The organism is Niallia sp. FSL K6-0212, assembly GCF_038007605.1.
Taxonomy (GTDB): domain Bacteria; phylum Bacillota; class Bacilli; order Bacillales; family Cytobacillaceae; genus Niallia; species Niallia circulans.
This window is the reverse complement of record NZ_JBBOXL010000001.1, coordinates 2,182,412-2,205,750: the sequence shown is the minus strand read 5'-3', so window position 1 is coordinate 2,205,750 and position 23,339 is coordinate 2,182,412. Positions and strand designations below refer to the sequence as shown.

The following is a 23,339-nucleotide window of genomic DNA, read 5'->3' as shown; positions in this document are numbered from 1 at the left end:
AGGAGAGCTTAAGTTCAAGAAAATAATATTATAATTAAAAGAAAAACAGGTGAATCTTACTCGCCTGTTTTTCTTCTTATATTCTCACGGTTAAGAACGTTTTTGTTTCTTTCTAGAAGAATCTGCCTTTGTTTTTCCTGTTTCCTTTGAAGTTGTTCCTTGACCTTCTGGCTGGCTAGAACCTAAACCAATTGTGGATGGATCTGCTTTTCTGTTTGTCATTCTATTCACCTCCACAGATTAGTTTTCCATGAATAAATGAAGTTATGTGAATCGTTGTAAAGAATGAAAAATATTCATTGTAACTTTAAATGCTGTTCTTCGTATTACTTTATATAAGGATAAAGCAAACAACCGCAGTATAGAAAGAAAACTTCTATCAGTGATAACCACTGATGGATCGACCTTCAAGGATACATCCCATCCCTAACTGACAGATTTTCCAGAGTTTGAGCTGGGCCAAGTAATAAGAGAAAGGAGGAACGACTGTCATGAACAATCAGACAAACACTAATTCAATTATATCGTTAACATTTGGTATTTTATCGGTATTAATTCCCTTCATTGGTCTTATCTTAGGAATTATCAGCATTATTTTTTCAAGAAAAGCAGTAAATGAAATCAATAAAACGGACGAAAATGGGAGAGGCTTTGCGACAGCAGGCTTAATATGGGGCATAGCGGGAATAATCCTCCAACTGTTAGTACTGTTAGGGATTATTGCGTTTTTTTCACTGGCCACTTTTGGATAAACTATATGTTTTTGTGAGGCTCCCCCTTTATGGAGAGCCTTTTTTGCATATACGAATCATATCTATGTTGCGTCGGACAGTACCTATGACATTTTACTAACAACTTTTTAAAAGCGTTTCTGCCATTTCCATTATTTAAAAATATATTTCTAGAAGATAAGATTAATTCTAGTTCCTTCCCCTAACTTGCTTTCTACAAATATCTTTCCGCCATGTGCTTCGACAATCTGCTTAGCAATAGCTAATCCTAAGCCACTTCCTTTATGTGCTTCTCCTGTATTTGTTCCACGATAGTAGCGAGAAAATAAATCCTCTAGTTCTCCTTCTTCAATGCCATTGCCGTTATCCTCTATCCATACTTTAATCGTTTCTTTTTCTTTACCAATAAACACTTGAATATAGGTATCGGGCGGATTATGAACGATGGCATTATAAATTAAATTCATTAACGCACGTTGTATCAAGGTTTTATCACAGCTAAATAAAACTTGCTCGGTTTCCGTTGAAAAATCAAGATTCGTTTCCTCGTATAAAGGATGATTCAAAATTTGAATAATGGACTCCCTTACGATCTCCACCAAATTTGCTTCTGACTTTTTCAAGAGAAAGACATTGCCTTTTAATTTATAGGTTAGGTTCAAATCATCGATTAAATGCTCAATATAGGCTGATTTATTTAAGATAATATCCACATATCGATTCTTTTCTTTAGCATCTAACTCGTAGTCTTGCAGCAGTTCCGAATAACCTTTAATGGAGGAAAGTGGTGTTTTTATATCATGAGTAATATTCGTAATCCATTCTTCTCTCATCTTTTCTAATTTTCTGCGCTCTGCTTCATTAGATTGAAGTGTATCCGATAATTCATTTAAATTCTCAAATACTGTTTTATAAACACCCTTCACCTGATCTCTTCTCCAAAAGTCCCCTCTCGCAAGCTTTTGAATCCCCTCAATAAGCTGAACAATCGGCTTTGCCAGCCTTCTACTAAAAAAGTAGCCAAATATTAAAGCAATTAACGTTACAACAATTACAATGGAAACAATCACGAGCAAAACATCTCGCAGTAGTGTTTCTGTCCGATAATTGATATAAGCCTTTCCAATAACTTTCTCTGGATACCCCATAATATAGCTCAAATGACGATTTCCTTTTTCTAGCATCCCAACATATATAGTGGAGTTTTCTAGTGCTCCCGTAAATTTATGATAGCGGATTATTTCAGCAGGCGTATAATGGGTAGGCACTTTTTCCGGTTTAAACTTACTGTATATCTCCGTTCCGTTTTCATCTAAAACTTGAATCCAAATTTGTCCCTCTTCGAGATCATCCAGCTTGTTCTTTGCAATAGAAACTTGATCATTTTCATATCGAATATTGTCTGCAAAATCCAGTGTATAATAAGTCGGGTTCTGATAGGGGAATATACGTTCCTTTCCCAAATAGCTACTATAGAAGAAAAATACATTAAACAAAAGAAAAACAAAAATGGAAAGCAATAAACTTAATATCATAAAAAAGAGAAACTGCGTTGTAATCTTCCACTTCATCCTTCATTTCCTCTAACTTGCAGCTTATAGCCTAGTCCTTTAACTGTTTTTATCCATTTTGGATTACTCGGATCCTCTTCAATTTTTTCGCGAAGGCGGCGAATATGGACCATAATAGTATTATCTAAACCAATGAAATCTTCTCCCCACACAGCTTCACAGATTTTATTTTTACTAAAAATCTGATTCGGATGTTTGGCCAAATAAACTAATAATTGCAGCTCTTTTGCTTTTAGTGGTATGGAGTTCTCCCCTTTTTTCACTTCTCCAGTATTCGGCGAAATGATGATATCCCCAAACGTAATCTGTTCATCTATATTTTGACTTTGAATCATATATTGACTTCTTCGGAGTTGAGCCTTAATCCGAAACACTAATTCTTTTGTGCTGAAAGGCTTTGTTACATAATCATCGCCACCTATTCCAAGTCCGAGCAGCTTATCAATTTCCTCTGATTTTGCCGATAAAAAAATAATTGGCGCAAAGGTTATCTTACGCATCTTTTGACATACCTCATAGCCTTCCATATCAGGAAGCATAATATCGAGGATAATAATGTCTGGATTAAACGTTTCACTCAGCCTAATTCCCTTTTCACCGGTCGCTGCTTTTTCGATTCGCTTAAAGCCTTCCTTTCGCAATACGGTTTCTAATAAATTTAAAATATCGACTTCATCATCAACTAATAGTATTTTCTTTTCTGTTAATCCTGTTAATGACATATTATATCCCTTTCTTTTCCACTTCTATATTGCTATAGTACATCTTTTGCCCGAAATCGTAAAAGGCCAATAATAATTGCAAAAAGAAAGATACTTATCGATATAACAAGCATGCTTGTATTTTTTCCACCTACTTCAAATACATCAGTCATCGAAGCAACAATAGGATAATCCCACGGATAAAAAATCCAATACTTCTCTGAATTAGCAACAAACATAGAAGGAAAAGCAAGCCCTGCTCCAATCGCTATAGGTACAGCAAAATGAGTGAAACGATAGCTTAAATAAAAAACAATCCCGATTATCGCGAATGATGAAAGCAATAATAAAGCAAATCTTTTTGCTAACCATAACAATGGAACTGCTTCTAATCCCAGAAAATTAGCTGCTAAAATAATTCCCACAAACAGTAAAACTAAGCTATAGAAAATAATTCCGCCCCCAATAACAAGCTTTGCTAAATATACTTTCACTCTGTCTACTGGTAATGTCAGATAGTACTTCCAACTATTATTACTATGCTCCATTCTTGACATCATCACGAGAACAAGGGTGATAATAAGCGGGAAAATAATCCAGCTGTAAACAGTAGCAGTTCCTTGAAATAAAAAGTCTTTAAAAACATTCCCCTCCCCTTCTGCATGGCCAGATTTGGCAGAATCCCAGCCTTGATAAAGAGCAAGAAAAGTAAAAATCGTAGTTGCTAATAAAATTTTTGACCGCTTTAATTTATATAATTCTACTTTTAATAATGTAAACATTGTTTTCCCCTCCTACAGAACATCTTTTCTTTTAAATTGCCATATTCCAAAACATAAAAATAACAACGTAAAAACGAGAGAATAAGGCAAAAACTCTGCTAATTCCTTATTGACCAGTCCATCTGTAACGTAAGGATACGTATAGGGAAAGAACTTTCCTGCTTCTGGATATTGAAACTTGACAATACCGGATACAATGACTCCAGCAAATCCAATCGCAATAGGAATGATCGTATTCTTAAAATAAGAGCTTAACCAATTATGCAAACTAGCAACAGCTAATATCATCACGATCTGTTTCCCCGCATAAACAAGATAATTGCTCCATTCCACCGCTTCAGGAAAATCCATCATATATCCTACTAAAATAAGGCCGAGCACATTTAGGATTATAAGAGCTATACAGCACAAAAGGCCTGCTAAAAACTTAGAAAAATATACAGTTTCTCGTTTGATAGGTAAGCTAAGAATTTGCTTCCAATTATTTTGGCTTTCTTCCACTTGAAAGATTAAGGAGTAAATGATGCCGATAAACATCGGTAAAAACATGCCCCACCCAAGAACACTATGATTTTCTAACAAAAGAATATCCCATGAATTATAACCAGGACTTGCTGTATCGCGTAAATAGTCATAGCGCTCATTAATATCTAAGAACATCGCCAATGTCGTTCCAGTAGGAATAACTAGTAAAAATAACCACAACCAGCCTTTTTTCTGCTTGTAGCTCTCTAACAAAATCAAGGTTGCAAGTTTCATAACACTGACTCCTTCCCTGTAATAGATAGAAATATTTCCTCTAAGGAGTTCTTTTTCATCATTAATTGATGTACATCATACCCATTCATAATCAGCTCTCGATTTACTTTCGCTGCCTGGTAGTTTGGTTCAAGGTATAAATAGTTCGTATCAGCTTCGAAAGATATCCCAGCATTTTTTAAATAAGCTTCTACCTCTGCCCTCGGCTCCGCCTCTAGTTGAATGACCTCCTTTTGTTTCTCTCTTAAATCATTCATTGAACCTTGAAATAGTAATCTTCCTTTGTTAATAATCCCAACATGGGTTGCCATTAGTTCTATTTCGCTTAAAATATGGCTGGATATCAAAATCGTAATGCCATAATCCTTTGGCAAACTTTTAATTAGTTCCCGAATTTCGATAATGCCAGAGGGGTCCAATCCATTTGTCGGTTCATCAAGAATCAGTAATTCTGGTTTTCCTAACAGAGCTTGAGCTATTCCTAACCGTTGTTTCATGCCCAAAGAAAACTTTTTTACTGCTTTGTTACGAACTTCTGTTAATTTTACAATTTCTAAAACACGCTCTATTTCCTTTTTTTCTGCACCTAAAATTTTTCGCGTTACTTCTAAATTTTCATAAGCAGTTAAATGACCATAATAGGAAGGTGTTTCTACCATGGAGCCAATGCGGCTTAGAATAGCGATGCGGTCATCCTTAATCGACTTATTAAATACCTTCACCTCTCCTTTTGTTTCTTTAATAAGTCCGAGCAGCATTCGAATCGTCGTCGACTTTCCAGCACCATTTGGTCCGAGAAATCCATAAATCCCTCCCTTTGGAACTAATAGGTTTACCTGATCAACGGCTAAAAACTTTCCAAATTTCTTCGTTAAATTGCTTGTTTCAATAATATAATCTGACATAACTTTCTCCTCCATTTCTTTTCTTCCATTTATTCTAGCCGCTCCATCTTAACTGTTCGTTTTCCATACCTTAACTGAACCTTAAAAAACTATAATTTTTCACCTGCACATAAATAGAACAAAAAATACAGTCTTTAAATTAAAGTTATTTTTTCATATAGTTATCACACGGGAATGCAACAGAAAAGGAGTAGTATAGATGAAAATAGAAGAACCAAAGATACCTGCGAACCTACCATCAAGAAATTTTCACGATATATTGTACGAGGAAGAATTAGAGTTAGAAGGATGCGAAGTGCATCACTCCATGTTTGAAGAAGAAGCATTAAATAAAGTACGGTTATCGAAAATGGTGCTGAAGAATTGTAAGTTTATGCATACTGATTTTTCCGGCATGGAATTAACAGACGTTATTTTTGAAAACTGTGATTTCTCTAATGCGAAGCTCAATAGTTCTTCCATTCACAAATGCCAATTTACTAACTGCAAATTATTGGGGGTAGATTTTACAGACTCACGTTTAAGAAATGTGCAGTTTACTGATTCCTTATTGAGGCTAGCCGCTTTTGGAAGCTCCAAACTAGAGAAAGTTAGATTCCAAGACTCACCTGTTGAATCTGCTGATTTTTATGACTGTCTCTTTAAAAAGATTGAATTTAAGAAATGTACGATGGATGGAGCAAATTTTGAAAGAACTTCCCTTAACGGTGTTGATATTAGTACATCTACCTTCCAATCATTGCTTGTATCTCCAACAGATTTAAAAGGGTGTAAAGTTTCTACCTATCAAGCCATCCAATTTTCCGCTTTATTGGGCTTGGAAATTGTTGATTGATTGCATAAAAAAGCTCTGGCTAGCTAAAATATGACGATTTGCTAGAGCTTTTTCTGTTTATCCCCAAACCTTCACATAATTCTTTCCTTTTTCACCATACTGATAGTCCTAATACACCTTTCTCTGATTTTCTTTCCTTTAAAAATCGAGATTGATTACTACTTCGCTCATCTTGATTTTCAAAGTCAGCATCCACCATTCGCACTCATTTAAGGGTTTGTTTGATTGCATTTCTCCCATCATTTTCTCCAAATTCTCTGGAAGTTCGATGGGATCTTCTACTAGCTTTTCTTCTTCCCTTTCAAAAGGTTCTAAGGGCTTTATTCCAGAAAGCAATGTGATTTATTTAAAGGACACCCAATTTGTCTATTTATCGCCAAAAAAGTTTTCTTTATGATATATGTGGTAATTTAGTAGAGGACACTAAATTAACGCCTGTTGCATACTCAACATAGATGAAAGTTTTTCATAGAATATTGCTTTATGTAGACAGCCACTACAGTCAAGATTGCGCATTGAAAGTCGCAGCAAAGCATCTGCAATATGATTATGATTATCTTTCCAAACTGTTTGTTCATATAACAAATATAACCTTTACCGAATACTTGACCCAGTATCAAATATCACAGGCGTGTTATCAGTTAAAAAATAGGCAGCTGCCGATTGGCAAAATTGCCATAACTGTGGGTTACAATAATTTGCGATCCTTTCATCGCCATTTTAAAAAGATTACTCGCATTTCGCCTAGAAAATAGCGAGAACTCTCGTAAGATGTATAGAAAGCCGATATTATGTCCATTTTATAGATACAATGCTTAAAGGTGGGATTTCCATGGAAAACGCCTCCAAGAGATTGCAAATATTGATAGGCGACACGTTACAAATACTTGATCATATGAAAGTAGATGCTGACAAAGATCCTTTGCTTCAGCAAGTAAAGAATGATTTACAAGAACAGAAGAACAAAATGGATAACTTTCCAAAATTAGACGAAGAAATCATCAACACAGCCATTTCGATGACACAAAGTCTTGATAGATTAAACAATATGGTTCAACAATTGGAAGCTAGCTTAATGGAGGACTATCAAGCATCAACAGGGGGCATTGATGAATATCAGCATATGTCTATTAATGAGCAAAGAGAACAGCCTGAAAGCTATCATGATAAAATTGATTACTTGAGTGCTGTAAAAATCCGCGAAAATATAAATCGAATGAATGAAGTACTACTCAGCATAAGATCTTAATAATATTTAAGTAAAGGGGAGGGGAGATTCCATGCCTTTCGTTATAACTTCACCATGTATGCATGAACAAGCAGGAGATTGTGTAGATGTTTGTCCTGTTGATTGTATCGCAAAGGGAGAAGATCAATTTTATATTGATCCTGATATTTGTATTGACTGTGGTGCATGTGAAGCAGTATGTCCAGTTTCCGCCATTTATCACGAAGAAGAGGTACCACCAGAAGAACAGCCTTATATCCAGAAGGCTATCGATTTTTACAAATCATATGAAGGATAACGAAAAACAAATCAACTTTATTTTTGTTGATTTGTTTTTTATTCTTTTCTTCGTGTTAGGAAAAGTATTGATTGATGCCTTATGCTATCCTTTCCAAAGTATTAAAAACCTTGCCAGAAATCTTCTGACAAGGTTCTTCATTACATCTTAATTTGAGGTCAAGCACCTATCTAACGAGATTAAAGAGATTAAGCTCCCTCTTTCTCCACGTTAGCATCTATATCTTCTTTTAATTTATTTACTTTATCTTCAATTTCAGCTGGAATATACTTCGTTTTATTCAAATATGTTTTACTTAATGTATAATCAGGAACTGCCTTAAAGGCATTTGCTAAAAAGTAAAAATTCACTTGGGCATCACTGCCAAGACCGATTGTTTCATCAATGATTGTTTGATATTCGCCTTTTTCCAATAAAGCAATAAATTTCTTATCTTCATCTGTTAATTCTTTTGCTTTTGTTTCTTGTTTTGCATTCGTTTGTTCTTTTACTGGTTGCTCTTTTTTCTCTTCCGCTGAATTCCCGCATCCTGCAAGCAAGAATAGGAACGCGGCCATAAATAGAGAAAGATATTTCATTTGAACCTCTCCTTATACCCATATAATATAATTACTATTCCATAAACCATAAGTATTATGTAGCCTATATAAACACTTGGGCAAAAACAATGTTGCCCACAGTTCTTAGACTGTTGTGTATTATTAGAAAAATTAGAATATTATTCGATATTTATCCATAATAGCTTCTAAAATCTCCTAATGAAGATGCTTGACTGGAACATTTTAACACATGATTTTCATTATATCAATATATTAAGATTTGTTTATTAATTCTAAAAAATCTATCATTTTTGATAATCATATCGCTCTTCCTTTTCTAAAATAGTCTAAAAAAACAGTGCTGAATCCCAAAAGGGACAGCACTGTTTATCTAGGCATAAATTATAACTCTTCGCCATTTGTCGCAATAACATTTTTGTACCAATCGAATGATTTTTTCTTTGTTCTCTTTAATGTTCCATTGCCATAATCGTCTTGGTCTACATAGATAAAGCCATATCGTTTAGACATTTCAGAGGTGCTGGCAGAAATAAGATCAATACAGCCCCAGCTTGTGTAGCCAATGAGATCTACCCCCTCTTTAATTGCTTCTTTCATCTGCTCAATATGTGCCCGCATATATTCAATACGGTAATCATCATTAATAGAACCATCTTCTTCTACTTTATCATGCGCACCTAATCCATTTTCAACGATAAATAAAGGTACTTGATAACGATCATACATTTTCTTTAGCGTAATACGCAATCCTTTCGGGTCGATTTGCCAGCCCCAATCAGATGATTCTAAGTATGGATTTTTCACTCCAGAGAAGAAGTTACCTTTTTCTTTTTTCTTATCTGGTGCTCCACTTGCCACCATAGACATATAATAGCTAAAAGATAGGAAATCAACAGTATGTTGTAAAAGCAGCTCTTCATCCCCTGGAAGCATTTCAATCTGAATATTATTTTCCTCAAAGTAGTTCAGCATAAAGCTTGGATAGTATCCGCGCACTTGAACATCTGTGAAAAATAAATTCTTCTGATCCTCTTCTAATGCTGCTAATACATCATCTGGATTACATGTTTCCGGATATACTTCCATACGTGCCAGCATACAGCCAATCTGTGCTTCAGGAATAATCTCATGACATGCCTTCACTGCTCTAGAGCTTGCCACAAATTGATGATGTAAAGCTTGATAAATAGCTTGTTCTTTATTCTCTACCTCATCAATTAAAATACCACTACCAATGTAAGGGGATAGCGTTGAGATATTAATTTCATTAAACGTTAACCAGTACTTCACCTTGTCCTTATAGCGATTAAAGACAGTTTCAGCATAATGAACAAAGAAATCTACTAATTGTCTATCTACCCAGCCATTATATTTTTGAACAAGGTTTAGTGGGATTTCATAATGGGACAGCGTCACTAATGGCTCAATTCCATATTTAGCCAACTCATCAAATACTCGATCATAAAAAGCTAAGCCCTCTTCATTTGGCACCAAGTCATCCCCGTTCGGGAAAATACGCGGCCAAGAAATAGACAGACGGAATGTTTTGAAGCCCATCTCTGCAAAAAGAGCAATATCTTCTTTATAGCGATGATAAAAATCAATCCCGCAACGTTTCGGAAAATTGTCCCCGCCTTTGCCAGCTAATAGTGCTTCTAATTCTGCTTTGCTTTTCACATCCATCTCGATATCATCGCCACGTTCTTCCTTTGGAACGAATGTGACCATATCAAAGATCGATAATCCTTTTCCGCCTTCATTATACGCACCTTCTAATTGATTGGCAGCTGTAGCTCCCCCCCATAAAAAACCTTCAGGAAATCCGTTTTTCTTCATTATATATTTCCTCCCTTTTCTAATCTCTACCTATAATGATACGCTTACAAAAAAGAAAAAACTGGTCTCTTTCAGACCAGTTAAAAAGAAGGATATCGTTTTTGATAGTGATAGATAAGAATATCAAACAAACGTAATAAGGTATAACTACTCACAGCACTATTATCAATTTTTCCACATTGTATTATCTCATCAAATATTTGTTGGTGCTTCTCAGGATCTGAAAAAGTAATTAGTAATTTCTTCCCATTTGCCGCCTTAATTTTTTCTTTGATTGCTAACGCTTCTGTCAGGATGTTTCCTTCAATGGAAATCGTAATAATCATATCTTCTTCTGTCAAATGAGATACTGTTTCCAATTGTTTAAAAAAATTCGTATTGCATTCACATAGCTTTCCAAGCAGAAATAATTGCTTTTGAAGCTCCATCGCTTGAATCTGATGTTTTTCAAATCCTAGTATGACAATTCTTTTAGACTCATGAATCTTTTTTATGATACGGTCTAGTTGTTCCTTAGAAATCCCTTCCATCATCTCGATATTTTCCTTTAGTTTTAATTCAAATGTTTCTGTAGTTAAGCTCTTTTCCCTTTCCTCATACATTCCCCCTTGATAAGCTACACTGCTGCGGAGATTCGAAAAGTTGCGGAAACCAATGCGCTTACAGAAACGATTAATCGTAGATGGGGCTACATTACATACTTCTGCAGCCATTTCTAAAGAATAGCCTTCTATATGATGAATATTTTCCAGGAAACTATTGGCGATGGAATAGTTAATATCCTTTTCTAAAGAATTATTTATATATGCTAAAAGTGTATAAATTAATTGTTCCAAAATTTCCACCTCATGATGATCGTATCATATTATTTTGGTAATGGTTAAGAATCTACTCCTTTATATCTACTTTTTTAATGAACTAAATCAGCCTGCTTGACTCAAACCGTAGTTAAAGTCGTATACTAATCCTGTCGACACGGATTGAAGGTCTCCGTATGAATTATTGTTATATCAGTGAAACATCAGCTAAATTTAATATTCCTGAATCAACGATTAGGTATTATGAAAAAACAAGGATTACTTCCATTGCTAGAACGCGATGAAGCTGAAAGGCGATTATTTTTAGAAAACAAGATGGCACTATTTGAAACCGTTATTTGTTAAAAAAAATACGCATACGTCGATAAAAAGAATTAAACAATATATTGATTGGATTATCGAAGGAGACAGCACCATCCAGCAAAGCCTTGCCATGATAGAAAATCTCAAACATGATGTAATCACTGAAAGATCGTTAATAAAGGAGTCCCTAAAAGGAATGGAAGAGAAAATTTCTCGGTACTTGAAAAGATTGAGGAAAGAAAATAGGAAGTAATTAAATAGAATATAAAATAAGTGGAAAAGAGGAATCCCAATGAAACTCTCTGATAATACCATTCTCATTACAGGCGGAAATGCCGGAATCGGCTTAGCTTTTGCAGAAAGATTTATGGACGCAGGAAATACGGTGATTGCATGTGGCCGCAGGGAAGATGCACTTCAACAGGCAAATGAAAAATATCCTAACTTGATTACATATGTGAGTGATCTCTCTGTGGAAGCTGACCGCATCGCATTATTTGAATGGGTAACAGCGAATTATCCAAAGGTGAACGTATTAGTAAACAATGCAGGCATACAACAACGGTTTAATGTATTAAAAGCGGATGCAAAGAATGATTGGAGCTATTTCAACAAAGAAATTACCATTAATATGGAAGCTGCTATTCATATGTCTATGCTATTTGCACCTTATTTTTCAAAAAAAGAAAATGCGGCCATTATTAATGTAACATCAGGTTTAGCTTTTACGCCGATGGTTATTGCACCCATTTATTCAGCAACCAAAGCAGCGATGCATTCATTCACTGTCAGCTTAAGACATCAGCTTTCCGAGACATCTATAGAAGTAATTGAAGTTGCCCCTCCAGCTGTAAATACCGATTTAGGCGGAGCTGGGTTACATACAGCAGGAGAGCCTTTAAACGAGTTTGCCGATGGAATATTTCAAGGGTTAAAAGAAGGTAAGGTAGAAATAGGCTATGGCAGTTCGGTAGATCGCTTGCGGATGTCTCGTGATGAAGTGGATCAGCATGTGGAGAATATGTATGAGGCGATGAAGAAGACGATTGAGTAAGAATGAATTGGACAAAAAGCTCACCATATCTTGGTGAGTTTTTTGTCTATCTAGTTAAATCCTCTATTCCGATCAACCAATGTTTACTTGAGTAACTTTATTTTCTCTTCTTATTGTGTTTCATCTTTTATAGTTTTTCTACAACAAGAGACTTTTCTTTTTTAATATAAAACGGATATTTTATGTTTTTGTAAATCCTCTAGTTCTATTTTTGATAAGGGTTTGTCTACAATCATATAATCAATATCAGAGCAATTTAAGCTTTGATGTAAGTATTTCTGATTCAATTTATCATGTGTTACCATCAGAACAACTTCTTTTGCCCCTTTTCTGAATGATTGCTTTATTAATGCTTCTCCTTCTGTTGTTTCTGTTGCACCTACAGAAAAATCAAAGCCACGACAAGAAACAAATGCTAGATCAACATTATAAGTTAGGGCATCATGATATGCCTTAGACCCATTAACTGTAAACCGCTTAGGAACAATCGAACCTCCTAGAATATTCACTTTTGCTGATGTGTACTCTGATAATAAACTAGCTGTAATAACTCCATTTGTAATCACTTGTAAGCCTTCAAACTTGTTTAATTGATGAACCAAATGTAATGCTGTACTGCTTGAATCAATAAATAGATTCATATCATTTTGAATCAATTCCTTTGCCAATTTTGCCATTCTTTCTTTCTCTTTATCATCATTAAACTTATCAACTTTCATTAAATAAGGAATATCAATCTTTCGGCGGTCAATAATCACGGCGCCGCCACGAGTTCTACGAATTAATCCTTGATTTTCCAATTCTATTAAATCACGCTTTATCGTTGCCTCACTATAATTTAATAACTCAACCAAATCAGTAGTCTTCATAAAATTTTCTACTTTTAAATGATTAACAATTTTATCTTGTCTTTCCTTTTGTATGGATGTTGTCATTCATATCCCTCCTTTCAATAAAGCTATGTTTTACTATTAATCTAGTTAAAATGCATGAAAGGCATGGACATAATCGTCCACACCAATTAATAACATTTAATACAAATCAGCCTTATTTACAGTGTTCAAGATATTTAATTTATGACGTACAACTTCCTTTACCTTCTCATTCGGCCGAATATACACTTGATTTGGTTCATACATGCCTGGATTATCTGCTAAAACTTGATGAACCTCATGAAAAAACACGCTCTTTAAATCAGAAGATAAATTTACCTTCCCTACTCCATATTTAATTGATTCAATGACTTCAGAATCGGGGTTGCCTGAACCACCGTGTAACACAAACGGAATATCTATTCGTTCATTTAATTCTTTTAGTAATGGAATGTTGAGTTTTGGAATAACGTCTTTTGGATAAAGTCCATGGGCGGTTCCAATTGCAACAGCTAAAGTATCAATACCTGTTCGTTTAACAAAATCAACCGCTTGATCTGGTTCAGTATAGATAATTTTATTTGAGCCACCTTCATAGGATCCATTATTTCCAATCGTTCCTAACTCTGCTTCAACTGAAACATTCACCTTATGCGCCAATTCTACCACAGCTCTTGTTATCTTCACATTTTCTTCGTAATCAGATAATGAGGCATCAATCATTACGGACGTATAACCATTTTTGATAGCTCGCATCACATCATCTATATTTCCTCCATGATCCATATGGATTACAACAGGAACTTTACTATATAATGCATATTCTCGAACAGCAGCAATAAACCGGTCTCCTAAATAAGCGATCTCATCTGGATGAATTTCAATAATTACTGGCGCATTCTGGTCTTCTACTTCTTCCATAATAGATTTCAACATATCAAAACTACAAATATTAAACGCTGGTACCGCAAACTGATTTTCCTTTGCCACTTTTAGTAAATCTCTCATTGTATATAACATATTATGCAATCCCTTCTTTGTTTTCCAATTCTCTAGATATGTTTTGTTCCTTTTTAATTGGTGTTTTTTTTAGTAATCCTACTGTCACAGCTGTAACAACTGTACCTGCTACTAATGCAAGAAGATACATTGGTAGATTGTTAATGACGTTTGGAATAAACATAACCCATACTCCACCATGTGGTGCCATTGACGTCACTCCTGAAGCCATTGAAATAGAGGCAGCAACAGCCGATCCAGCCATTAGACTAGGAATCACCCTGATGGGATCAGCGACTGCAAAGGGAATAGCTCCTTCGGTAATATAAGAAGCACCTAAAATCCAACAGGACTTTCCAGAAGTTCTTTCTTCCTCATTAAACTTTTGTTTAAATAATATAGTAGCAAGTGCTAATCCAAGTGGAGGTGTCATTCCTGCTATCATACATGCAGCAATTGGAGCATTTACACCTGCAGACATTAATCCAATAGAAAAAGTAGAAATTGATTTATTAATTGGGCCTCCCATATCTGCGGCCATCATTAATCCTATTAATAATCCAAACACAAGTCCTGAAGTTTCTCCTAATCCGTTTAAAAAGCTAGTTAATGTATTTAATAACCAAGAAATAGGCGTATCAATTAAAAACACCATAGATAGACCGACAACAGTAATTGCTACTAGTGGTACAACAATGAGCTGATAGATAGCCTGAAACGATTTTTTCACATGGATTTTATTTGCTATTTTATCCGTAATATATCCCGCTAATATTCCACCAATCATTCCACCTAAAAAACCCGAACCTCCAGCTGAAGCTAATGTACCGGCTACTAATCCTGGTGCAAATCCTGCTCTTCCTGCAAATGAAACTGCGATTCCTGCTGCTAAGGCTGGAACCATGAGTGCAAAAGCAGTATCGCCACCTATTTTGGACAAAGCAGCAGCCATTACATTGTATTGGTCACTGTTAGGATTCGATGCTTCTATACCAAAAGCAAAGCTTATTGCTATTAGAATTCCCCCAGCAATTACAAAGGGGAGCATATAGTTAACACCATTCATGAAATGGTTATACACACTCTTCTTATTCTGGAAATTCTGTGAGGTATTCTGGTTACTTTCTTGTTGATGAATATAAGTTCCCTTTCCATTAATAGCTTCTTCAATAACAAGATGAGGTTCCTTAATAGCTCTTGCTGTAGAAACTTTTTTCACTTTTTTTCCAACAAATCGATCCAATTCTACTATCTTATCTATAGCAAGTATTACTACATCTGCCTCTTCTATATCAGCGGCCGAAAGCACATTCTCTGTCTTTACACCTTGTGTCTCGAATTTCGTTGCATAACCTTTTTCTAATGCTGTTCTTTGCAGTTTTTCTGCAGCCATATAGGTATGGGCAATTCCAGTTGGACAAGATGTGATGCCAACAATTTTCATAATGAGCTCCCTCCTTTATTCATTAATAAGCTTTGTATATCACTTGCATTGCTTGCTTGTTTTAATTCTAATTTAAAGTCATCATTCATTAGTTGCCTTGCTAAATAGCTAAGTATATCTAAATGAATATCACTTGCTTTTTCAGGCACCGCTAACAGAAAAACACAATCAACATGTGAACCATCTAGCGCAACATAATCTACTATTTTTCCTGTATGAGCGAAAACGATCACAGGATTTTTTACTGTTTTACTTTTTGCATGTGGTATGCCAAATCCATCTTCAATTCCAGTTGGAGACTCCTTCTCTCTTTTTTCTAAGTCTTTTATAAAACGTTTCTTACTTGATATATAACCACTTTTTTCAAGAATAGTAGCTAGACGGGAAAACAAATCCTTTTTCAATTGAATCGTCGAATCAAACAAAATACAATTCGTATCTATCATGGATGAGATATCCATTGTCCCTCCTCCTTCGCTATAGGTAAGCGCTTACCTTTCAGAAATGATTCTATCACCATGCACCAATTAGTTCAATGAAATGAACGAAAGTTGACATTATGGCTTTTTTATATAGAAAATAGTCATTTAAATGATTTTTTTCGTTCATTTTTTCTTCAAGATGATCATCTACTCAACTACATTTTTTTAAATTAACGAATCTAAATAAACAATAAAATCGTGCCTTGCTAATGGTGTGATGAAACTTATTTAAAACGGAAAACAGCAATCAAGAAATTCCGATACAATTGTCACAGCCTCATCTCATTCACTGCACAAAAAACAGGCACCCTCTCTATTTGAAGGTGCCTGTTTGCAGAAAACATACTAATTATGCGTAATATGTTTAGGTGTATTCATCTTTACCGATGATTTACGAACCAATATATAATAAGACAAGAATGCTAGTAAGCTTGATGCGAAAATGATAACTCCCATCGGTACAGCGGTATGTTCTCCGCCGATTCCTACTAGTGGTGCTGTTAAAGAGCCTAGTAAGAACGGTAATAGACCTAATAGCGCAGATGCACTTCCAGCCATATGCCCTTTTGTTTCCATCGCCAATGAAAAAGACGAGGTTCCAATAATACTAATGGAGGTAACGAAAAGGAAAATAGGAATTGCTACTGCCACTAATGGTGCATGCACTAAAATAGCAATTACTAATAAAATCGATGCAGACATGGAAAGAGCTAAACCACTCTTCAAGAATGTTTTCTCTGAAAATCTCGATAAGCGGCCAACAATTTGTGTTCCAATAATTAAACCAATTCCATTTAAGCCAAACAATAAACTAAATACTTGTGGGGAAACGCCATAAATATTTTGATAGACAAAGGAAATACCAGATACGTAGGCAAAGATCCCTGCCGTTGTGAAACCTTGTGTAAAGGCATAGCCGGCAAATTCACGGTCTTTCAGTAAAGAACCGAAATTCGAGACTACTTTTTTAATATTGCTTGGTACACGCTTTTCCACTGGTAATGTTTCTTCCAATTTAAAAGCAACGACTAAAGTCAAAATAATTCCAACACAGGTTAATACAAGAAAAACTACTTTCCAACTCGCGAAAGAAAGAATAGCTCCGCCTATAATTGGTGCTACAATTGGACCAAGGTTTCCGATTAACATTAATGTTGCGAAAAACTTCGTCAGCTCTCTTCCACTATAAAGATCGCGAACGACTGCTCTTGAAATAACAAGGCCTCCTGCTGCTGCAAAGCCTTGGATAAAGCGAGCACCTATCAGCATATAAATATTTGGTGCGATTGCACATATTAACGAAGATAGTAAATATAAGCCAAGAAATGTAAGCAACGGTTTGCGACGTCCTTGAACATCACTCATTGGTCCAATAATTAACTGCCCGAAAGCAAGCCCTAACAAGCATGTTGTCAAACTAACTTGAACTAAGGATGCATTCGTATGAAACTCCTCAACGATTGTTGGAAATGCCGGCAGATATGTGTCTATTGTAAATGGACCTAATAGGGAAAGAGATCCCAATAGAAAAGCAATTTGTAATCGTTTCGTTTTGGTTAATGAATTCAACTTTTCATCGCCTTTCCATATGAAATATTTATTATTTATTTGAATAATGACCTGAAAAAAATGCTTCTTTCAAAGAAGGAAGCATACTTTCATATTGTATTATGAAACGTGGAATATTTCACTAATAAAGCTCACTTTTTTAAAATAAGTATTTTTTATAATAAAGTACTGTCATTTATTCATATGAAGGATAGTGTATTTTATATCAAAAAATTATCTTCTAGCCCAATTTTTCAAATTGCTGTTTTCCGGTTTAAATGTAGATTATTTGCAGCTAATATAGATAACCATCTCATTTGCCTTTTCCATTCTTGTTGAGCTTGTAATATTGATATAGGTTGAAATTTAATAGCATCACCAGGCTTTTTCTGAGCTACCAGGGGAATATCTGTGCCTATGACCATACCGATTTTTGTATAACCACCAGACATTTGGCAATCTGCCATCAAAATAATGGGCTTACCATTTGCCGGGACTTGGATTGTTCCTGGTGCTGCAAATTCACTAAGTATATCTGCAGACTTCTTATGTACTAGCGGATCTCCATTAAGACGGTATCCCATTCGATCTGATTGATTAGTCACTTGATAAAATCCTTTTACAAATATCTCCTTCGACTCTTCTTCAAATTCCCTATCATGCGGCCCCCACACAAATCTAACCACTTCATTTGAAAAATTCGGAATATAACAGCCTGGGATTCTCCGATTTTTCACCTCATTCATCCACTTAGGATGGAACGGTCCTATTGGAATATAATCATTACTTTGAAGAGCTCTTCCTTCTATTCCTCCATATCTTCCGCGAATAAAAGTTGCTTTACTTCCCATTACTGCTGGAACATCTATCCCGCCAAGGATAGCAAGATAGCTGCGACAGCCATTTTTCCCTTTTCCAAACTTCAAAATAGCTCCATCTTCGATATGGATAGCTCTCCACATAGGGATTGCTTTTCCATTTAATGCTGGCGATAAATCTGCTCCAGTAACCGCTATAATCCCTTCTCCTTTGAAAAGTATTTCTGGTCCTAATAATGTTATTTCTAAAGCAGCATAGTCAGGTGGATTGCCGACGATAATATTAGCCAGCTTCAAGGAAAGAGGATCCATCGCACCAGAAACTGAAACACCAAATGACTGATAAGATGGTCTCCCTAAATCTTGGATGGTTGTTAATAAGCCTGGTTTTAAACACTTTATATATTCCATAATTGATTCCACTCTTTTTGTACTTGACTGTTCCAATTTTGGGCGACTTCAGCTGAAATAGGCTCATATTTAACATAATCTCCTGCTTTGATAAGGTTAGGAGGATTCTTTGTCCCATCAAAAATATCCATTGGTGTCCATCCGACTAAGTGCCAACCTCCTGGAGATTCGACTGTGTAAATAGAAGTCATTTTGTCAGCGATAGCAACCGCACCTTTGGGCACTTTTACTCTTGGATTTGATTTTCTAGGAACAGCCATTCGTTTATCTAGATTTCCCATATATGGCAAGCCTGCAATAAATCCAATCATATAGACATAATAGGCATTTGAAGTTATTATTTCGATGATTTCCTCTTCACTTAAAGCCAACTTCTTTGCTAACTCAGGTAAATCAAGACCATACTGTTCATCAAAAACGACTGGAATATGAACCATCCGTGATTCTTGCTCTCGTCCGCTAACTTCTGTAAAATCAATATCGCTAAGCTTATCTTTTAATTGCTCAAAATTTATTAGCAGCGGATCATATAATATCGAGAAATTGCACATACCCTTAACAATATCTTTAACACCGCGAATGTTTAAAGACTTGATCACTTCAGCCACATGCTGCACCATCTGGTTGTTTTCAATTGATAAAATTCCCTCAAACTGGACGATTAAAATTTGTTCTCCCATTGGCAGAAATTCTATCTTTCTTTTGGTTTTCGGGGGTATTAGTTTCAATGAACTCACCTCTTGTCACTAAGCTTATACTCTACATGGATCTCTCCTCATTTTCTATTAACTTTATATGGGATATGATAAACTTCTATTTATTGTTTGTAAATAACAACTGTGTTAATTTTTAAAATATTCAAATAAAAATGCAAGAAGATTGCTGATTTAGGTTCCCTTTCCCCGTTTACTCGTCATATGAGTATGATGAATGGAAAATCATCTATTTTACTTATGACTCTCCATCCTGCTCCCTCCCTTCTAAAAAAAGAATGCGTACAAGAAATTCTTGCACGCATTGTAAACTATCATTATTATTCGTTGGTTAAGTCTTCCCCGTTGGAAGCTATTACTTTTTTATACCAATGAAACGATTTTTTCTTTGCTCTATTTAAAGTGCCATTTCCTTCATTATCGCGGTCCACGTAGATAAAACCATAGCGTTTTTTCATTTCGCCAGTTCCTGCTGATACCAAATCAATGCATCCCCAGCTTGTGTAGCCAAGCAGATCGACACCATCTTCGTCGACTGCTGCCTTCATCGCTTGAATATGTGCAGCAAGATACTCAATGCGATAATCGTCTTCTACATACCCAGATTCATCTGGTGTATCGACTGCACCAAGACCATTTTCTACAATAAATAAAGGTTTTTGGTAACGATCATATAAATCATTCATCGTGATGCGTAAGCCTAATGGGTCAATCTGCCATCCCCATTCGCTGGATTGAAGATAGGGGTTTTTAACAGTAGGGAACAGATTGCCCGCTGTCTTTTCCACATCAGAGTCTTCAGCTGCCGCAACACGAGAAGCATAATAAGAGAAGGAGATAAAATCAACCGTGTGATTTTTCAAAACCTCTAAATCTTCTGCAGTCATTTCTACCTCAATGCCTTTTCTCTCTAATTCTTTGAGTGCATAAGCAGGGTAGACACCTTTTGATTGAACATCAATGAAAAAGTAATTGCCTCTATCCTTTTGCTTTCCTTCCCAAACATCTTCTGGTCGGCAGCTATAAGGATAGTAACTTGCAGCTGCCAGCATACATCCTATCTTATTCTCCGGATCAATTTCATGGGCGATTTTTGTTGCTTCCGCACTAGCTACCAATTCATGATGGGCAGCTTGGTATTTTATTTGCTCCTCATTTTCTCCTTCTTCAAAGCATAGTCCTGCGCCAAGAAACGGAGCATGCAGAATCATATTAATTTCATTAAAAGTAAGCCAGTATTTAACAAGCCCTTTATAGCGAGTAAATAATACAGTGCATAAACGTTTATAAAAATCAATCAGCTTTCGATTTCTCCATCCGCCATACTCCTCAATTAAATGCATCGGGCAATCAAAGTGAGTAATTGTCACTAACGGTTCGATTCCATATTTATGACATTCATTAAATAGATCTTCATAAAACTGTAGTCCCTCTTCATTCGGCTCCGTTTCATCCCCTTTTGGAAAAATGCGGCTCCACGCAATCGACAATCGATAGGTTTTAAAGCCCATTTCCCCGAACAAAGCAATATCTTCTTTATAACGATGATACATATCAATTGCTTCTTTCGCAGGATAAAAATAACCTTCCTCAAAAGAATACATCTTCTTTTTACCCGTAATAATACTTCTGCGATCAGGACCAGTTGGAATAACGTCCACATTTGCTAGACCTCTGCCACCTTCATTAAATCCGCCTTCACATTGATTCGCTGCGGTCGCACCGCCCCATAAAAAATCTTTTCTAAATCCCATTGTTTGTTCCTCCTATTTCATTACTTTTATTACTTCTTCACCAAAGTGAATGGGACCTTCATTTGCAATTAGAATATCTCCTACTTCTGCTGAATTTGTAATAACAACAGGTGTAATTACCTTATATCCTTTTGCTTTGATTGCCTCTAAATCAAATTGAATCAATTTGTCTCCTATTTGAATTTCTTGTCCTTTCTCAACAAAATATTCATATCCTTCTCCATTCAATTGAACCGTATCGATCCCTACATGAATCAATAGCTCCACTCCGTCTTCACTAGTAATACCAATAGCATGTTTTGATTCAAAAGTCGCACTAACTATTCCATTCACAGGGGAAAGCACAGTCCCTTCGGCTGGTTCAATGGCTACACCTTGTCCTAATATTTCCTCAGAAAACATGCCATCATCTACATATTTTAAGCTGTGTAAATTTCCTTGCAGCGGAGATACGATTGTTGCACCACCGATACTCAAATTAGGTGTTTCCTTTGTTGTTGATTCGTCAGCTTCCTCTTTTTCTTCTGCAACAGGGTCTTTGTATAAAATTAATGTCGCAATAAATGTTACAACAATACTAATAGCTGCCCCAATACATGCATAATAGAAGAAACTTAGTGTATTATCTCCAATATAACTAGGTAATGTTAATAGACCAGGTGAACCGCCAGAAAAGTTACGGACTCTACAAATACCCATGAATAGACCGCCTGCTGCTCCACCAATCATAGCGGCATATAAAGGTGTCTTAAAGCGTAAGTTTACTCCATATAAAGCTGGTTCTGTAATACCAAACAAACCAGTTAGACCAGCAGAATAAGCTAATTGTTTAATTGTACTATCTTTTGACTTAACACCAACCCCAATAGCCGCAGCCCCTTGACTCACGTTCGATGCAAGCATACCTGGATAAATCACGGTATCATAACCAGTTGTCATACGATTGTTAATTCCAATTGGCACCAGACCATAGTGCGTACCAGTTGCCACAAGTAATGGACTAAATGTACCAACCAATAATGGCACGATCCATGGACTTACAGATTCTAATGCGGTGATTCCGTTTGAGATAGCATCACTGATTAAATAACCGATTGGTCCTAATACTACTAAACTTGCTGTTCCTACTATAAAAATGGTAATCATTGGTTTACTAAAGAACTTAATTGCTTTCGGTGAAACTTTATCTGCAAGTGGTTCAATATAAGACATAAACCAAACGGAAAGAATAATCGGGATAACAGAAGAAGAATAAGTAACGGCCGAAATAGGAAGTCCCATTAGTTTAATGGCTTCTCCGCCTTCTTTCGCGATATTTACCATTGCCACAAAGTTAGGATGCAGCAAGATTCCCCCTACCATCATCGCCAAAAATGGGTTGGCTTTGAACTTTTGAGCAGATGAGACAGCTAGTAAGATAGGTAAAAAATAGAAAGCTGCATCTGCCATGAAATTAATAATCTGATAACTTTGGCTTTCTGTTGTTAAAACTTTAAACACTACTAATATAGAAAGTACTGCTTTTAGCATCCCTGCCGCTGTAATCGCTGGGAGAATCGGGGTGAAGATTCCTGTTATCGTATCGATGACCTTTGCAAAAGCAGAACGCTTATCTTCTCCCTCACTCTTAGCTTCATCATTAGCAATATTAGTTTGTGTAATAATTTCTTTATAGACATTTCCAACATCACTTCCAATAATGACTTGGTATTGTCCACCTTTATTAACTACTCCCATTATTCCTGGCGTACTTTTCAATGTTTTTTCGTCTGGTTTCTGATCGTCCTTTAAATTAAATCGTAACCGTGTAGCACAGTGAGTTAAACTTTTAACATTTTCCTCACCACCAACTTTATCGATAATCACTTTAGCCAAATCTTGATAATTCATTTGGTTTGCCCTCCATTATTTTTATAA

Annotated in this window: 24 protein-coding genes; 6 read left to right on the top strand and 18 right to left on the bottom strand. The window is 35.8% G+C overall.

The genetic code is table 11. The features are described 5' to 3' along the window. Positions 1–90: 90 nt before the first annotated feature. Positions 91–222 (bottom strand): YuzL family protein, encoded by a 132-nt coding sequence (locus tag MHH96_RS10430; RefSeq protein ID WP_095259472.1) that lies wholly within the window; start codon positions 220–222, stop codon positions 91–93. A 269-nt stretch (positions 223–491) separates the two neighbouring features. On the opposite strand from MHH96_RS10430, the gene MHH96_RS10425 reads away from it, so the two are divergent. Beyond that, positions 492–752, top strand: a complete 261-nt coding sequence (locus MHH96_RS10425; RefSeq protein ID WP_061800014.1) for a DUF4190 domain-containing protein — start codon at positions 492–494, stop codon at positions 750–752. Positions 753–901: 149 nt separating this feature from the next. On the opposite strand, the gene MHH96_RS10420 is transcribed toward MHH96_RS10425, so the two are convergent. Genes MHH96_RS10420 through MHH96_RS10400 form a run of 5 tightly spaced genes read right to left on the bottom strand, consistent with a single transcriptional unit; the run spans position 902 to position 5,449 of the window. Continuing rightward, entirely contained in the window at positions 902–2,302 is a 1,401-nt protein-coding gene (locus tag MHH96_RS10420) for a sensor histidine kinase (RefSeq protein ID WP_336044560.1), read from the bottom strand. Further along, positions 2,299–3,024, bottom strand: a complete 726-nt coding sequence (locus MHH96_RS10415) for a response regulator transcription factor (protein ID WP_061800009.1) — start codon at positions 3,022–3,024, stop codon at positions 2,299–2,301. The genes MHH96_RS10420 and MHH96_RS10415 overlap by 4 nt, the downstream gene beginning before the upstream one ends. A gap of 32 nt (positions 3,025–3,056) precedes the next feature. Beyond that, positions 3,057–3,785 carry an ABC transporter permease gene (locus MHH96_RS10410; RefSeq protein ID WP_061800004.1) on the bottom strand — a complete coding sequence of 243 codons (729 nt, stop codon included), beginning with the start codon at positions 3,783–3,785 and terminating at the stop codon, positions 3,057–3,059. Positions 3,786–3,797: 12 nt separating this feature from the next. Continuing rightward, the gene (locus MHH96_RS10405; protein WP_047943248.1) at positions 3,798–4,544 is read right to left on the bottom strand and encodes an ABC transporter permease; all 747 of its coding nucleotides are present in this window, start codon (positions 4,542–4,544) and stop codon (positions 3,798–3,800) included. Beyond that, positions 4,541–5,449: an ABC transporter ATP-binding protein gene (locus MHH96_RS10400; RefSeq protein ID WP_047943249.1), complete on the bottom strand. Its 909-nt coding sequence runs from the start codon at positions 5,447–5,449 to the stop codon at positions 4,541–4,543. Before MHH96_RS10400 ends, MHH96_RS10405 begins: the two co-directional genes overlap by 4 nt. A 199-nt stretch (positions 5,450–5,648) precedes the next feature. Between MHH96_RS10400 and MHH96_RS10395 the strand changes: the two genes are divergently transcribed. The 4 genes from MHH96_RS10395 to MHH96_RS10385 all read left to right on the top strand — a co-directional run bounded on the left by MHH96_RS10395 (position 5,649) and on the right by MHH96_RS10385 (position 7,810). Continuing rightward, positions 5,649–6,284 (top strand): pentapeptide repeat-containing protein, encoded by a 636-nt coding sequence (locus tag MHH96_RS10395; protein WP_047943250.1) that lies wholly within the window; start codon positions 5,649–5,651, stop codon positions 6,282–6,284. 455 nt (positions 6,285–6,739) lie between these two features. Continuing rightward, positions 6,740–7,039 (top strand): helix-turn-helix transcriptional regulator, encoded by a 300-nt coding sequence (locus MHH96_RS25625; RefSeq protein ID WP_095259469.1) that lies wholly within the window; start codon positions 6,740–6,742, stop codon positions 7,037–7,039. 77 nt (positions 7,040–7,116) lie between these two features. Further along, positions 7,117–7,533, top strand: coding sequence for a hypothetical protein (locus MHH96_RS10390; RefSeq protein WP_341117252.1), 417 nt, complete (start codon positions 7,117–7,119; stop codon positions 7,531–7,533). A gap of 31 nt (positions 7,534–7,564) precedes the next feature. After that, on the top strand, positions 7,565–7,810 hold the full coding sequence (locus tag MHH96_RS10385) for an indolepyruvate ferredoxin oxidoreductase subunit alpha (protein WP_047943252.1): 246 nt from the start codon (positions 7,565–7,567) through the stop codon (positions 7,808–7,810). 188 nt (positions 7,811–7,998) lie between these two features. On the opposite strand, the gene MHH96_RS10380 is transcribed toward MHH96_RS10385, so the two are convergent. The 3 genes from MHH96_RS10380 to MHH96_RS10370 all read right to left on the bottom strand — a co-directional run bounded on the left by MHH96_RS10380 (position 7,999) and on the right by MHH96_RS10370 (position 11,042). Then, positions 7,999–8,388, bottom strand: coding sequence for a hypothetical protein (locus MHH96_RS10380; RefSeq protein ID WP_047943253.1), 390 nt, complete (start codon positions 8,386–8,388; stop codon positions 7,999–8,001). A gap of 363 nt (positions 8,389–8,751) precedes the next feature. Beyond that, positions 8,752–10,206 carry a glycoside hydrolase family 1 protein gene (locus tag MHH96_RS10375; RefSeq protein ID WP_341117247.1) on the bottom strand — a complete coding sequence of 485 codons (1,455 nt, stop codon included), beginning with the start codon at positions 10,204–10,206 and terminating at the stop codon, positions 8,752–8,754. Positions 10,207–10,286: 80 nt separating this feature from the next. Then, positions 10,287–11,042, bottom strand: a complete 756-nt coding sequence (locus tag MHH96_RS10370; protein WP_047943255.1) for a MurR/RpiR family transcriptional regulator — start codon at positions 11,040–11,042, stop codon at positions 10,287–10,289. Positions 11,043–11,619: 577 nt separating this feature from the next. On the opposite strand from MHH96_RS10370, the gene MHH96_RS10365 reads away from it, so the two are divergent. Next, positions 11,620–12,381 (top strand): SDR family oxidoreductase, encoded by a 762-nt coding sequence (locus tag MHH96_RS10365; protein ID WP_047943256.1) that lies wholly within the window; start codon positions 11,620–11,622, stop codon positions 12,379–12,381. Positions 12,382–12,542: 161 nt separating this feature from the next. Here MHH96_RS10365 and MHH96_RS10360 read toward each other — a convergent pair whose 3' ends face one another. From MHH96_RS10360 to MHH96_RS10320, 9 genes are all read right to left on the bottom strand, one after another. Further along, positions 12,543–13,316: a DeoR/GlpR family DNA-binding transcription regulator gene (locus MHH96_RS10360; RefSeq protein ID WP_047943257.1), complete on the bottom strand. Its 774-nt coding sequence runs from the start codon at positions 13,314–13,316 to the stop codon at positions 12,543–12,545. A 96-nt stretch (positions 13,317–13,412) separates the two neighbouring features. Further along, positions 13,413–14,273 carry a ketose-bisphosphate aldolase gene (locus MHH96_RS10355; RefSeq protein WP_047943258.1) on the bottom strand — a complete coding sequence of 287 codons (861 nt, stop codon included), beginning with the start codon at positions 14,271–14,273 and terminating at the stop codon, positions 13,413–13,415. 1 nt (position 14,274) lies between these two features. Further along, positions 14,275–15,696: a PTS fructose transporter subunit IIC gene (locus tag MHH96_RS10350; protein WP_047943259.1), complete on the bottom strand. Its 1,422-nt coding sequence runs from the start codon at positions 15,694–15,696 to the stop codon at positions 14,275–14,277. Then, complete coding sequence (locus MHH96_RS10345) at positions 15,693–16,157, bottom strand: PTS sugar transporter subunit IIA (RefSeq protein ID WP_047943260.1); 465 nt, start codon at positions 16,155–16,157, stop codon at positions 15,693–15,695. The genes MHH96_RS10350 and MHH96_RS10345 overlap by 4 nt, the downstream gene beginning before the upstream one ends. 366 nt (positions 16,158–16,523) lie before the next feature. Beyond that, on the bottom strand, positions 16,524–17,747 hold the full coding sequence (locus MHH96_RS10340; protein WP_047943261.1) for a Bcr/CflA family multidrug efflux MFS transporter: 1,224 nt from the start codon (positions 17,745–17,747) through the stop codon (positions 16,524–16,526). Positions 17,748–17,980: 233 nt separating this feature from the next. Then, entirely contained in the window at positions 17,981–18,955 is a 975-nt protein-coding gene (locus tag MHH96_RS10335) for a 5-oxoprolinase subunit C family protein (RefSeq protein ID WP_047943262.1), read from the bottom strand. Then, the gene (pxpB, locus tag MHH96_RS10330; protein WP_236691801.1) at positions 18,943–19,683 is read right to left on the bottom strand and encodes a 5-oxoprolinase subunit PxpB; all 741 of its coding nucleotides are present in this window, start codon (positions 19,681–19,683) and stop codon (positions 18,943–18,945) included. Before pxpB ends, MHH96_RS10335 begins: the two co-directional genes overlap by 13 nt. Positions 19,684–19,988: 305 nt before the next feature. After that, positions 19,989–21,422, bottom strand: coding sequence for a 6-phospho-beta-glucosidase (locus MHH96_RS10325; protein WP_341117242.1), 1,434 nt, complete (start codon positions 21,420–21,422; stop codon positions 19,989–19,991). 12 nt (positions 21,423–21,434) lie between these two features. Next, complete coding sequence (locus tag MHH96_RS10320; RefSeq protein WP_341117240.1) at positions 21,435–23,312, bottom strand: beta-glucoside-specific PTS transporter subunit IIABC; 1,878 nt, start codon at positions 23,310–23,312, stop codon at positions 21,435–21,437. Positions 23,313–23,339 lie beyond the last annotated feature (27 nt).